13 protein-coding genes and 1 tRNA gene are annotated in these 13,503 nt (G+C 61.9%); 11 read left to right on the top strand and 3 right to left on the bottom strand.

The features are described from left to right. Window positions 1-14: 14 nt before the first annotated feature. The 8 genes from PG887_RS05175 (at window position 15) to PG887_RS05140 (ending at window position 7,792) form a co-directional block, all read left to right on the top strand. Window positions 15-416, top strand: coding sequence for a tail fiber assembly protein (locus tag PG887_RS05175; RefSeq protein ID WP_270821268.1), 402 nt, complete (start codon window positions 15-17; stop codon window positions 414-416). A gap of 181 nt (window positions 417-597) precedes the next feature. Continuing rightward, window positions 598-1,776, top strand: coding sequence for a phage tail sheath protein (locus PG887_RS05170; RefSeq protein ID WP_171272718.1), 1,179 nt, complete (start codon window positions 598-600; stop codon window positions 1,774-1,776). 9 nt (window positions 1,777-1,785) lie between these two features. Beyond that, entirely contained in the window at window positions 1,786-2,304 is a 519-nt protein-coding gene (locus PG887_RS05165; RefSeq protein WP_171272719.1) for a phage major tail tube protein, read from the top strand. A 77-nt stretch (window positions 2,305-2,381) separates the two neighbouring features. Further along, complete coding sequence (locus tag PG887_RS05160) at window positions 2,382-2,666, top strand: phage tail assembly protein (protein WP_104452360.1); 285 nt, start codon at window positions 2,382-2,384, stop codon at window positions 2,664-2,666. 8 nt (window positions 2,667-2,674) lie between these two features. Beyond that, a complete protein-coding gene (locus PG887_RS05155; RefSeq protein ID WP_201926187.1) occupies window positions 2,675-2,806 on the top strand; it encodes a GpE family phage tail protein in 132 nt (43 codons plus the stop codon). Continuing rightward, entirely contained in the window at window positions 2,803-6,129 is a 3,327-nt protein-coding gene (locus tag PG887_RS05150; protein ID WP_270821267.1) for a phage tail tape measure protein, read from the top strand. The genes PG887_RS05155 and PG887_RS05150 overlap by 4 nt, the downstream gene beginning before the upstream one ends. Before the next feature lie 11 nt (window positions 6,130-6,140). Continuing rightward, window positions 6,141-6,632 carry a phage tail protein gene (locus PG887_RS05145; RefSeq protein ID WP_104452358.1) on the top strand — a complete coding sequence of 164 codons (492 nt, stop codon included), beginning with the start codon at window positions 6,141-6,143 and terminating at the stop codon, window positions 6,630-6,632. Then, window positions 6,632-7,792 carry a phage late control D family protein gene (locus tag PG887_RS05140; RefSeq protein WP_270821266.1) on the top strand — a complete coding sequence of 387 codons (1,161 nt, stop codon included), beginning with the start codon at window positions 6,632-6,634 and terminating at the stop codon, window positions 7,790-7,792. The genes PG887_RS05145 and PG887_RS05140 overlap by 1 nt, the downstream gene beginning before the upstream one ends. Window positions 7,793-8,050: 258 nt before the next feature. Here the strand turns inward: PG887_RS05140 and PG887_RS05135 are convergent. After that, window positions 8,051-8,135: transfer RNA gene (locus PG887_RS05135), tRNA-Leu, on the bottom strand. A 143-nt stretch (window positions 8,136-8,278) separates the two neighbouring features. Between PG887_RS05135 and PG887_RS05130 the strand changes: the two genes are divergently transcribed. Next, window positions 8,279-8,791: an RDD family protein gene (locus tag PG887_RS05130; RefSeq protein WP_161470421.1), complete on the top strand. Its 513-nt coding sequence runs from the start codon at window positions 8,279-8,281 to the stop codon at window positions 8,789-8,791. A 144-nt stretch (window positions 8,792-8,935) separates the two neighbouring features. On the opposite strand, the gene lptG is transcribed toward PG887_RS05130, so the two are convergent. Both lptG and lptF read right to left on the bottom strand, forming a co-directional pair. Next, window positions 8,936-10,006, bottom strand: a complete 1,071-nt coding sequence (gene lptG / locus PG887_RS05125) for an LPS export ABC transporter permease LptG (RefSeq protein ID WP_041210919.1) — start codon at window positions 10,004-10,006, stop codon at window positions 8,936-8,938. 25 nt (window positions 10,007-10,031) lie between these two features. After that, window positions 10,032-11,144 carry an LPS export ABC transporter permease LptF gene (lptF, locus tag PG887_RS05120; RefSeq protein ID WP_270821265.1) on the bottom strand — a complete coding sequence of 371 codons (1,113 nt, stop codon included), beginning with the start codon at window positions 11,142-11,144 and terminating at the stop codon, window positions 10,032-10,034. Window positions 11,145-11,316: 172 nt separating this feature from the next. Here lptF and pepA point away from each other — a divergent pair, with 172 nt between their 5' ends. Together pepA and PG887_RS05110 are read left to right on the top strand one after the other, a co-directional pair. After that, entirely contained in the window at window positions 11,317-12,828 is a 1,512-nt protein-coding gene (pepA, locus tag PG887_RS05115; RefSeq protein WP_010672960.1) for a leucyl aminopeptidase, read from the top strand. A gap of 169 nt (window positions 12,829-12,997) precedes the next feature. After that, a complete protein-coding gene (locus tag PG887_RS05110; RefSeq protein ID WP_201985204.1) occupies window positions 12,998-13,453 on the top strand; it encodes a DNA polymerase III subunit chi in 456 nt (151 codons plus the stop codon). Window positions 13,454-13,503 lie beyond the last annotated feature (50 nt).

Raw genomic sequence — 13,503 nt, 5'->3', positions numbered from 1 at the left:
AAATGGAGCACCAGATGTTTTATTCACCTGATACCAATGGCTTCTATCCGTCACGTTACCCTGGTTTTGATGGCCGACTCCTCGAGATCGACATCAACAGGTACAATGAACTGCTGAATGGGCAGAACAAGGGCTTCATCATTCACCCCGATGAAACTGGGTACCCGATGCTATCCCCCCCACCAGAACAGTCAGATTACGCTAGGGCAGACATAGAAAAAGCCCGCAGGATGGAAATTGCTGCCCAGCAAATAACCATCATCCAACCCGCTGTCGAGGGGGGCTATGCTAAGCCGTCACACACCACGTTACTAGCTGACTGGCAGCGCTATCGCTACGAGCTAACGCTGGTACCGGAAAAACTGGGGTGGCCTGAATCACCGCAATGGCCAGCCGAGCCTGAACGCATCATCTGACTCATACCCCCGCCCTGTGCGGGGTGTTTCGTTACCGCAGCCCACCCTCACCTTGTCACCGCTTCGCCAGTGTGCCAGCGCCGTACACACTGGCCGCCGCTCGCCTGTCATCCCCTGCCCCTGCATCCTGACCATGCTCGCATTTCCTTGCAAAAGCTCCGTCCGGACAACAGGAGAACCTATGGCACTGGACCAATTTCACCACGGCGTGCGCGTCGTGGAAGTTAGCGAAGGCACGCGCACCATCCGCACCGTCGCCACGGCGGTGATCGGCATCATCTGCACCGGCAGCGATGCGGATGCCGCCTACTTCCCCCTCAACAAACCCGTGCTGATTGCCAACCTGCCGGCGGCCATCGCCAAGGCGGGCAGCACCGGCAACCTCAAGCGCTCGCTGCAAACCATCTATGACACCGTCAACACCATCGTCATCGCCGTGCGCGTGGCCGATGGCGCCGACGCCGCCGAGCTGACCAGCAACATCATCGGCACCATCCTGCCGGATGGCAGCTATACCGGCCTCAAGGCGCTGGAGCGGGCCGCCCCGGTCACGGGCGTCAAGCCGCGCATCCTCTGCGTGCCGGACAATTGCACCCTCCCCATCGCCACCGCCCTGGCTGGCGCGACCAAGAAGCTGCGCGCCTTCGCCTACGTGCCGACCATCGCCGACACCGTCGAAGCAGCGCTCGCCTACCGCGAGAACTTCTCCAGCCGCGAACTGATGCCTATCCACGGCGACTGGACCGCCTGGGACACCGCCGCCAATGCCAGCATCAAGCTGGATGCCTGCCTCAAGGCGGCCGCCATGCGCGCCCTCATCGACAAGGAGATCGGCTGGCACAAGACCCTGTCGAACGTCGGCGTGACCGGGGTCGACGGCATGACCAAGGCCCTGTTCTGGGATCTGCAAGACCCCGACACCGAGGTCGGCCTGCTCAACGCCAACGAGATCACTGCCCTCATCCGGGCGGACGGCTTCCGCTACTGGGGCAACCGCACCTGTTCCGATGACCCGCTGTTCGCCTTCGAGAACTACACCCGCACCGCCCAGATCCTGGCCGACACCATGGCCGAGGCACACATGTGGGCCAACGACAAGCCGCTCACCCCCACCCTGGTGAAAGACATCATCGAGGGCATCAAGGCCAAGGGCCGCGAACTGGTGGCGGGCGGTTACCTGCTCGGCTTTGACTGCTGGTACAACGAGGAGCTCAACGACAAAGACACCCTCAAGGCCGGCAAGCTGCGCATCGATTACAACTACTCGCCGATGCCGCCGCTCGAAGACCTGGGCTTCATCCAGCGCATCACCGACTCCTACCTCATCGACTTCGGCGCCCGCGTCGCGGCCGCAGCATAAGGATCGACTATGGCACTGCCACGCAAACTCAAGAAACTGAACGTCTTCCTCAACGGCGACAGCTGGGTCGGTGAGGCCGAAGACTTCACCCCGGCCAAGCTTGGCCGCAAATTCGAGACCTATCGCGGCGGCGGCATGCCCGGTGCCGTCAACATCGACATGGGGCTCGATGACAGCGCCCTTGATGTCTCCTTCACCTTCGGCGGCTACGGCGAACCCCTGCTGAATTGCATGGGTGAGCCCAAAGCCGACGGCACCAGCCTGCGCTTTGCCGGTTCAGTCCAGCGTGATGACACCGGCGAAGTGGTCGCCGTCGAAATCGTCTGTCGTGGCCGCTTCAAAGAGCTCGACCGCGGCACTCTCAAGGCTGGCGACAACACCCAGGCCAAAGTCAGCATGGTCAACACCTACTACAAAGAGACCATCAACGGCCGGGTGATGCACGAGATTGACCTGATCAACATGGTCGAGATTGGCCCCGACGGCGTCGACCGCATGGCCGAACACCGCAAAGCCATCGGCCTCTAACCCACCCAACAACCCAACGGGCGGCCCTTATCCCAACAGAAAGTGCCGCCCTCACCACATCACTAGGAACAAACACCATGGAACAGAAAGAAATCACCCTCGACACCCCGATCCAGCGCGGCGAGAACACCCTCAACAGCCTGATCATCCGCAGCCCCAAGAAGGCGGGCCACCTGCGCGGGCTCAACACCATGGACATCGTCCAGATGAACGTGGATACCCTCATCAAACTGCTGCCCCGCATCACCGACCTGACCGAAAAGGAAGTGAACGATATGGACCCGGCTGACCTGCTCAAAGCCGGGGTCGTGGTGGTCGGTTTTTTGATGGGCTCGCAGCAGGAGGCCTACCTCACTGCATAGATGACCTGATGGCAGAGATCGCCATCATCGCCCACTGGCCGCCGTCCGAGATGGCGGCCATGGACATCAGCGAGCTGATGGGCTGGCACCAACGCCTCGTTGAGATTCACAACCGCATCAACGGGGCAGACGAACAATGAACCCTCTCAAACTGCAAATCCTGCTCGGGGCGGTCGACAAGCTCACCGCCCCCCTCAAAGCGGTCAGCGGCCAGAGCCGCCTGACCGCCAAAGACCTCGCCGAGACGAAAAAGCGCATCAAGGAGCTCGAGACCCAGAGCGGCCAGATTGACGGCTATCGCACCCTGGGAAGCCAAATTGGCGCTACCCGCGCCCAGCTCACAGCAGCCCAACGCGATGCCCAGCAGATGGCCCAGCAACTTGCCAAGGTCGAGCAACCAACCAAGGCCATGACCCGCGCCATGGAACAGGCCAAGCAGAAGGTGCGCGACCTCTCCCAGCAAGAGCGTGAAATGGTTGCCCGTCACGGCAGCCTGAAACGGGCCCTGGGCGAGGCAGGCATCAACACCAAGCAGCTCGGCGAACACCAGCGCCGCCTCAAGACCGATCTGGCTTCCGCCAATACCCAGCTCGACCAGCAGCGCGCCAAGCTGGGCCAAATGGCCGACCAGCAAAAGCGCCTCAACCAGGTCAAGGCGAACTATGACAAGACCATGTCCATGCGCGGCACCATGGCGGGCTATGGCGCCGCAGGCATGGCAACCGGTGCTGCGGCCATCTACAAGGGCACCAACATCGCCAGCAAGGCCATGGGCTTTGATGTCGACATGTCCAAGGTGCAGGCGATCACCAGGCTGGACAAAGGCAGCAGCGAACTGGCCGCCTTGCGGGCTCAGGCCCGGGAGCTCGGCGCCAATACCGCCTTCACGGCGGGCGAAGCGGCGCAGGGCCAGGGCTTCCTCGCCATGGCTGGCTTTACACCCAAGGCGATCCGTGACGCCATGCCCGGGGTGCTCGACATCGCCAAGGCCGGGGGCGTCGAGATCGCTGCCGCAGCGGATATCGGCTCCAACATCCTGACCGGCTTCAAGCTGCCGGCAAACCAGATGACCCGACTCGGGGATGTGATGGTCGGCACCTTCACCCGCGCCAACGTCGACTTGCAGATGCTGGGGGAAACCATGAAGTACGTGGGCCCGGTAGCGGCGGGCCTTGGCGTGGACCTTGAAACTGCCTCCGCCATGGCGGGCAAGCTGGGGGATGCCGGTATCCAGGGCAGCATGGGCGGTACCGCCATGCGGGCCATTCTCGGCCGCCTCGCGGCGCCCCCCAAGGCCGCGCACGACGCGCTCGCCGCCCTGAACGTGAAGACCGCCGATGCCGCCGGTAACCTGCGCGCCCTGCCCGATATTCTCGACGAGCTCTACAAGAAGACCAGCAAGATGGGGGACACCACCCGATCGGGCTACTTCAAGGCCATCGCCGGTGAGGAAGCCTTCGCCGCTCTGGCCGTACTGACCGAACAGGCGGGATCCGGCAAGCTGCAGGAGCTCATCGCCACCTTGAAGCAATCCCAAGGCGAAGCGGGCAAGGTCGCCAAGGTCATGGCTGATAACGCCATCGGTGATCTGGATAACCTCACCTCCGCGTGGGATGACGTGGGCATCCAGATGATGGAGACCGAAAACGGCCCGATGCGCGGGATCATCCAGCGCATCACCGAGATTATCCAGGTCACCGGCAACTGGATGCGGGCCAACCCTGAACTCACTTCCACCCTGACCCGCATCGCGGCCGTGACAGCTGTGGCGGCCGCCGCCGGCGGTTCACTGCTACTTGTCGTGGCTGGCCTGCTGGGTCCGCTGGCCATGCTGAAATTTGCGCTTGGCGGCACACTGGTCAGGCTCGGTGGATTATTTCTCTCGGCCAACAAGACAACCGAAAGCCTGTCGATGTTCTCACGTATGATGGCACTCAACAGCCGCATGGCCGCCCCGCTGCTGGCGAAATGGGCAGCCTTGGGCAACGCCATCAAAAGCCTGACGTTCGCCGGGGTGGGGGCTGGCATGAAAACCATGCTGACAACGATCACCAGCTTGCCATCGAAGATTGGCGCAATGACTGCCGCAACATGGCGCTATGTGACGGCACAACTGGCAGCCTCAAAGGCGGCCGCAGCCGCCAAGTTCGCGTCAATGATAAACGGGCTCAGGGGTGCAACCGCCGCCACCTATGCCTATGTCGCGGCCAATGGCGTCATGGGGACATCCCTGAACCTGCTCAAGGGGAGTGTGGGCGGCGTCATCACCCTCCTCAAGGGCGCTTTCGTGGGCGCCCTGCGACTGGTGGGCCAGACCATCGCCTTTGTTGGCAGGCTGCTGCTCATGAACCCCATCGGCCTGCTGGTCACCGCGATTGGCCTCGCTGCGCTCACCATCTACCGCTACTGGCAACCGATAAAGGCATTCTTCTCGGGCTTCTTCCAAGGGCTCAAAGAGGGGCTTGGGCCGGTTGCTGCCGTGTTCGCGCCCGCGTTTGAGGCGATGGCCAACGCCCTCAGCCCACTCAAACCGATATGGGACGGCATCAGCAGCGCCCTCGGCTCTGCTTGGGAATGGATGACCAACCTGCTAACCCCCATCAAAACCACCCAGCAAGAGTTGGACGGCGCAACCAACGCAGGACACCGGTTCGGACTGTGGTTGGGCGGGCTTGGTAAATCCTTCGTCCAGGTGATCGCCGACTTCACCCAATTTGGCTCTGACTTGATGGATGGCCTGCTAACGGGCATATCCAACAAATGGAGCGAATTGAAGGCAAAAGTCTCGGAGCTGAGCAATTTCCTGCCAAAATGGCCATGGGCAAATGAACCTGTAGAGATCGCCGTTAAACAGGCTGCAAAACATCCTGCTTTGCAGCCACAGAAAGACCATGGCTTTGCCGGGTTATACGATAAAGGCGGCCTGATACCGGCAGGTAAATGGGGAATTGCTGGGGAAAATGGGCCTGAAGTGGTGAAAGGCCCAGCCAGCATCATCAGTCGCCGTCATACCGCCACCATGGCGTCAGCGGCGATGCTAGCCAGTATGCCACTGGCCGCCATGCAGCCTAATTTGGACGCCACCCGCACTATCCGCGAGCAGGTCATGCCTGCCGAGTTGCGCCAGCCAGCCGATGTCGTTCTCACCATCCGCGAGCAGGTCGTTCCAGCCGCACTGCGTCAGCCAGTCGAGGCCACCCGCAGGATCCGCGAGCAGGTCGTGCCTGCCGCGCTGCGCCAGTCAGCCGACGAAAACAGCAGGTCAACCAATCGCATCGTTGAAACGCCAAAGCTGGCACCGACAAGAGGCAACAGCACCACCCAGATCCACGCCCCTATCCACATCGTCCAGCAACCGGGGCAATCCGGCGCCGATGTGGCACAAGAGGTGCGTCGTGAGCTGGATAGGCGAGAACGGCAAGCCGCAGCCCAGGGCCGCGCCAACCTGGGCGACCGCCACTAAGGAGTTCCACCATGATGATGACCCTGGGCTGGTTCGTGTTTATGCGCTCGACCCTCGCCCCCCTCTCTCAACAAGACGAACGGGCATGGCGCCATCCGGGCAATAACCGGATCGGTGCTCGCCCTGCCTATCAGTTCCTCGGCCCAGATGATGAAACCACCACCCTGAGCGGGGTGCTGCTGCCCGAAGTGACCGGCGGCCCCGTCTCCCTCGACTTGCTCAACAATATGGCTGACAGCGGTCAGGCCTTCCCGCTGATCCAGGGCGATGGCGTCATGCGTGGGTCATTCGTGATCGAGGGCATCAGCACCACTCGCAGCGAGTTTTTCAGCGATGGCACCGCCCGTAAAATCGAGTTCACCATCAAGCTCAAGCGGGTCGATGACAACGACAGATCCCTTGTCCAAACCCTGCTGGGCCGCACTGCGGGCAACCTCTTTGGCCGCCTGGGCCTGGGCAAGCTGGTCGGCAGTATCGGCAACAAGCTCGGGGGGCTTCTCTGATGGGGGCTTTCGACCAGTTCGGCACGCGATTGGCCGAAAACTTGGGGCTGACCAATCCGCTCGACGCCTTGCGCCAAGGCCACCCGGTACCGGCTTACCAGGTACTGGTCGACGGCAAAGACATCTCGGCCGCCATCAGGCCGCGCCTGATGTCAATGACCATCACCGACAACCGGGGCTTCACCGCCGACACCATCGAGATCACCCTCGATGACAGCGACGGCCAGCTCGATATGCCACGCCGGGGCGCCACCCTACGCGCCCTCATTGGCTGGCAAGGCCAGGCCCTGGTCGACAAGGGCACCTACAAGATCGACGAGGTGGAGCACGGCGGGGCCCCGGATGTGCTCACCATCCGGGGCAAGTCAGCCGACCTGCGCGGCGGCATGAACAAACTGCGTGAGCAAAGTTGGCACCAGACCACAGTCAGCGACATCGTCAGCCAGGTCGCCGCCCGCTACCAGCTCACCCCCTGCGTGGGTGACTCACTCAAGGGCCTGCTGATCGACCACATTGACCAGACCAACGAAAGCGATCTCGCTTTCCTTACCCGTTTAGCGGGTCAGTGTGATGCCATCGCCACCGTCAAGTCTGGCCGCCTGATGTTTATCAAGGCGGGCCAGGGCACCACCGCGAGTGGCCAGCCCCTGCCCGCCATCACCATCACCCGTCGGGATGGCGATCAACACCGCTTCTCGGTTGCCGACCGCGATGCCTACACCGGCGTGACTGCCTACTGGCAAGACAACAAGGCGGCGGAAAAGAAGAAAGTCGAGGTGAAGCGCAAGAAGAAGGCCACGAAGAAAGAAGAGCAGCAACTGCCGCCAGGGGTCGTCGTCAACAAGAAGGAGCACGAGCTGCTGGTCGGCAGCAGCGAGAACGTCAAGGAACTGCGTCACGTCTACGCCAGCCAGGCCAACGCCATGCGGGCCGCCCGGGCTGAATGGGAGAAGCTGCAACGCGGCGTGGCCGACTTCCAGATTACCCTGGCGATGGGGCGCCCCGAACTCTACCCGGAGCAACCAACCATCGTCAGAGGGTTCAAGCCCCAGATTGACGAGGCCGACTGGTTGCTCACCCAGGTTGTGCACGACCTCACCAACCAGGGCTACACCAACCGTCTGCAGCTCGAGGTGAAACTCGACGAGCTGCCAGAGTAACTGGCCAGATGCGAGAAGGGCCCCAATTGTGGGACCCTTCTCATTCTGCCTGACGACGCGCTGAAACATGGCCAGGGAATGGCGCCGCATGAGGTGCGCCATCAGGCAGACGCGGCATCATACAAGAAGGTGCTATCAGCACCAAAAACAAGAGTGTGGCCTATGCCGCCAAAAATTCTGCCGCCACTTTGCCGCCACCAAACGCCAGAAAGACTTAAGGCCATCCGCTTGGATGGCCTTAAGTCATTGAATTCTAAATGGTGCCCGGGGTCGGACTCGAACCGACACGTATTGCTACGGCGGATTTTGAATCCGCTGCGTCTACCGATTTCGCCACCCGGGCAGCTGCGAGGGATTATACGAATGGCGCTTGGCCATGCAAGGTGTTTTTCTTGCGCCCACCGTTGTTTGCTCATTTATTCAACGCCTTGCCGATGCCAAGCCAGTTACATAGAATGCCCGCATCATATTAATGGAATAATCATCATGGCCAAGCGCAAGACCCCCTCCCCTCTCCAGCCTGCTCCCCGGCATCCGTCTGCCGGTCTGCTGCGCCGTCTCGGCGCCCTGCTCTATGACTATCTGGTGGTGATTGCCCTGCTGATCATCGCCGGCTTCATCGGCATGGGGGTGGCCCACCTGCTGCTGGCCACCGGCATGGCGCACGTTCCCGAGGGCAAGGATGCCGCCTGGCTGCTCACCAGCCCCCTCTACAGCGCCTGGCTGGCCTTCGTCATCTGCGGTTTCTACACCTGGTTCTGGGTCCGCGCCGGCCAGACCATTGGCATGCGGGCCTGGCGCCTGCGCATCCAGAACCTGGACGGCAGCAACATTCGCGTCACCCAGGCCCTGATCCGGCTCGCCACCTCGGCCTTTGGCCTGGGCAACCTGCTGTGTGTGTTCAATCGCGCCCGCCCCCGCGCCTTCCAGGACATCTGGGCCGAGTGCGAGGTGGTGGTGCTCGGCAAGGCGGAAAACCTGGAGCAGCTCAATCGCTGATCCCAAGGCGGCAACGAAAAAGGGCACCCAGAGGTGCCCTTTTTGCTGACCAGAACTGACTGCTTGCAGCCCAGAACCTTGACGGAAACGGTGCATCGAGAGCAATGGCCGCCTTTTGTCAGCAGCCCGCCGTCCTTCAGGCCGCTACTGCTTGCGGCTCAGGATATAGAAGGAGATGCCGCCAAACAGCAGGCTGGGTGCGATGGCCGCGAGGATGGGCGGGACCGCATAGACCAGGCTGACCGGGCCGAACACCCTGTCGCTCACATAGACCGCGAAGCCGGTCATGATCCCCATCAGCATCCGCGCCCCCATGCTCACCGAGCGCAGCGGGCCGAAGATGAAGGAGGAGGCGAGCAGTATCATGGCCACCACGGAGAGCGGTGAGAGCAGCTTGCGCCACATCTCCAGCTTGTAGCGTCCGGCATCCTGCTTGTTGGCATCCAGATAACCGATGTAGTCCCGCAGCCCCGAGATGGGCAGGTTCTCGGGATCGATGCTGACCACCCCGAGCTGCTTGGGGGTCAGCTCGGATTGCCAGGCCATCTGGGCATGCTGTTCGTCCTGGATCCGGGTGGGATCGTCAAACCGGGTGATGTGCACCTGTTTCAGCAGCCAGTGGTGATCCTCAAACACCCCCTCCTTCGCCTGCACCACGTCGATCAGATTGCGGGACGGAGTGAAGCGGTAGAGGGTGATGCCGGTCAGGGCGCCATCGTTGCGCACCCCGTTGATGTTGACGAAGTTGTTGCCATCCCGTGCCCAGACCCCGTAGGCCGAGACCGTGAGTCTCCCTTCCGACATGGCCCCCGCCTTGATGTCATCCGCCATCCGCTTGGCGGCCGGTGCGACGTACTCGCCCATCAGCCCCACCAGCAGCATCAGGGGAATGGCGGTCTTGAGCGCCGCCATGACGATGCTGATCTTGGAGCGTCCCGCCGCCTGCATCACCACCAGCTCGGAGCTGGTCGCGAGCTGGCCCAGACCGATGAGGCCACCGAGCAGGGCCGCCAGGGGGAAGAAGAGCACCGCCTCCTTGGGCATGGAGAGCAGCACGTAGTAGAGGGCGTTGAGCATGTCGTAGTTGCCTTCCCCGACCGCCTTCAACTGCTCCACGTACTTGATGAGCGCGGCCAGCCCGACCAGGGTCAGCTCGCACAGCAGGATCGACATGAAGATGACCCTGCCTATGTATCTATCGAGAATGCCGAACATCAGCAGAGACTCCCAGGTTGCAGCATCATGCTGACTTTCTCTTGAACAATTGCCCTTTGACCCCGTTCCACCAGCTGGTGCCCTGCAGGTTGAGAGGCAACCCTATCAGCAGCAGATAGACCAGGGGCACCAGGAACATCCCGGGCCAATGGGGCAGACGCCCGCTGTCGATGGCCGACCGGGCGGCACTGAGCAGCAGGAAATAGGAGAGATAGAGCAGGATGGCCGGCAGCAGCTTGGCGTAACGCCCCTGACGGGGATTGACCCGCGCCATCGGCACCACCAGGAAGGTGAGCACCAGGATGGAGAGGGGCAGCGACAGGCGCCACTGCAATTCGGCCATCAGCTGGTTGTCCTGGGTGCCGAGCAATGCCAGGGTCGGCTTGGCCGCCGCCTTGCGGTTGGATCGCTCCATCTCCTGCTGGCGGATCACCAGGCTGTATTCACGAAACTCCGAGACCTGGAACTGCTTGCCGGTGAAATGCCCCTCGTAGCGCGAACCATCCTTCAGGGTCAGCCACTGCAAGCCGTTGCTGTCGGCGGTCACCTGCCCCTCGTTGGCCACCACCACTGACGGGGGTGAGCCACCCTCGGCCCGTTGCAGCACGAAGATTTTCTGCAACTCCGACCCCTTGTCGTTCAGATCCTGGATGTAGGCCACCAGGCGCCCCTTGTCGAGCTCCATGAAGCGGCCGGCCTGCAGGAAAGAGATACCGGGATCGGCCTTTAACTTGTCGATCACCTGGTACTCCCGCTCCTTGGCCTGGGGGGCGACCCAGCCGGTGTTGAACGCCGCGACGGCGGCGGTCAGCAAGGCCAGCACCAGAGCGCTGCCCATGATGAAACGGTGACTGAAACCCACCGCATGCATCACCGTCATCTCGCTTTCCGCGTACAAACGGCCGTGAGCAAACAGAATGGCTAAAAACAGACTGATAGGCAGCATCAACAACGCCATATTCGGCAGGTTGAGCAGCAGGAGGGTGGATACCAGGCGCGTCGGCACCTCACCATCGGCGGCATCGCCAATGATCTGGATAAATTGCTGGCTGACGAAGATAAGCAGCAGCACGAACAGCACCGCCAGCTGGGTTTTCAGGGTCTCCCTGAACAAATATCGGAAAACGATCACAGTCATTCCCAAGTAAACTTGTGTTTTTAGTCGAATGCCTGAAAAATAGGGCCCTATATTGGATTTTTACCAGTTTGAACTGCGGAGCCTGTGACTGTTCGCTCCGCCTCTGATACCCCAACAAGCACCGCATTATTCAATAAATGGTGCCTTTTGTCTTTAGGATGTAGGAGATTCCATGGAGTTCAGTGTAAAGAGTGGCAGTCCTGAGAAGCAACGCAGTGCCTGCGTCGTGGTCGGCGTTTTTGAGCCCCGCCGCCTCTCTCCGGTTGCCGAACAACTGGACAAGATCAGCGACGGCTACCTCAGCTCGCTGCTGCGCCGTGGCGACCTGGAAGGGAAACCGGGCCAGATGCTGCTGCTGCATCAAGTACCGGGCGTGCTCAGCGAGCGCGTACTGTTGGTCGGGTGCGGCAAGGAGCGCGAACTCGACGAGCGCCAGTACAAGCAGATCATCAACAAGACCATCACCACCCTGAACGAAACCGGCTCCATGGAAGCGGTCTGCTTCCTGACCGAGCTGCACGTCAAGGGTCGGGATACCTACTGGAAGGTGCGTCAGGCGGTGGAAACCACCAAGGCGGGCCTCTACAGCTTCGATCAGTTCAAGACCAACAAGGCCGAACCGCGCCGTCCGTTGCGCAAGCTGGTCTTCAACGTGCCGACGCGTCGGGAACTGACCATAGGCGAGCGCGCCATCAACCACGGCCTGGCCGTGGCGAAAGGGGTGCGCATCTGCCGCGACGTGGCGAACATGCCGCCCAACGTCTGCAATCCCGCCTACCTCGCCTCCCAGGCCCGCCGTCTGGCGGATGCCTATGACAACATCACCACCAGGGTGGTGGGGGAGCAGGAGATGGCCGAGCTCGGCATGAACTCCTACCTGGCGGTGGCCCGCGGCTCCGAGAACGAAGCCATGATGGCCATCATCGAGTACAAGGGCAACGCCGACGCCAAGCCCATCGTGCTGGTGGGCAAGGGGCTGACCTTCGACTCCGGCGGCATCTCCATCAAGCCGGCAGACGGCATGGACGAGATGAAGTACGACATGGGTGGCGCCGCCTCCGTGCTCGGCACCATGCACGCCCTGGCCCAGTTGCAGCTGCCCATCAACGTCATCGGCGTGCTGGCGGGCTGCGAGAACATGCCGGGGGGCAACGCCTACCGCCCAGGTGACATCCTCACTACCATGTCCGGCCAGACCGTCGAGGTGCTCAACACCGACGCCGAAGGCCGCCTGGTGCTGTGTGATGCCCTCACCTATGTGGACCGCTACGATCCCGAGACCGTGATCGACGTGGCGACCCTGACCGGTGCCTGCATCATCGCCCTGGGCCACCATACCTCTGGCCTCTTGGCGAACCACAACCCCCTGGCCCACGAGCTGCTCAACGCCTCCGAACAGGCCGGCGATCGCGCCTGGCGCCTGCCCCTGTTCGACGAGTATCAGGAGCAGCTGGAAAGCCCGTTCGCGGACATGGCCAACATCGGTGGTCGTCCGGCCGGTACCATCACCGCCGCTGCCTTCCTGTCGCGCTTCACCAAGAAGTACAACTGGGCCCACCTGGATATCGCAGGAACCGCCTGGAAGAGCGGCAAGGAGAAGGGCTCCACCGGCCGTCCTGTGCCCCTGCTGACCCAGTTCCTGCTCAACCGGGCCGGTGTGGCGGACGTCGAAGACAAGGAGTGATCCCCTTCCCCATCGACTCGAAGAGCGATGCGAGAAGGCGTTACCCTGTATCACAAGGAAGAGGCCTGCCTCTTCCTTGTTTCATTGAGAGAATCCGGGAAGTCCGTGCCAGACGCGGCTCCCGAAGACGGCCAATCGCTGTCCGTCACAGCCAAACGGGACCGACCTGATGAGCCAAGTGACCTTTTACCTGATGAGCCAGCCCGATGATGCGGATGCCTCCGCCGTCGAGCGCCTCGCCTGCCAACTTGCGGCCGATGGCTGGAGTGGCGGCCACCTCTATCTGTTCTGCGACGACGAGGCCCAGGCCCTGCGTCTGGACGAGCTGTTGTGGCAGTTGCCGCCCGATCGCTTCGTACCGCACCAGTTGCAGGGGGAGAGCGGTCAGGCTCCGGTGGAGATAGGCCATCAGCCGCCACGGCGGCGCTATGCCTGCCTCATCAACCTGGCCCGGCAGACACCTTTGTTTGCAGGACACTTCGCTCAAGTGGTAGATTTTGTCCCCACTGACGAAACGCAAAAGCAGCAAGCCCGCGAGCGCTACAAGCACTATCGCCAGGCGGGCCATACCCTCGAGATGAGGGATCAGCCCGTCCTTGCCGCACCGGATCCGGCGCAGCCCTGACTGTGCCACCCTCGATCCACGACGAATCAACACCAGAATCCATCCATCCA

Source organism: Aeromonas sp. QDB14, from assembly GCF_027707845.1.
GTDB lineage: Bacteria > Pseudomonadota > Gammaproteobacteria > Enterobacterales > Aeromonadaceae > Aeromonas > Aeromonas caviae.
The sequence above is the reverse complement of the archived record's forward strand: the minus strand, read 5'-3'. Positions and strand labels throughout refer to the sequence as shown.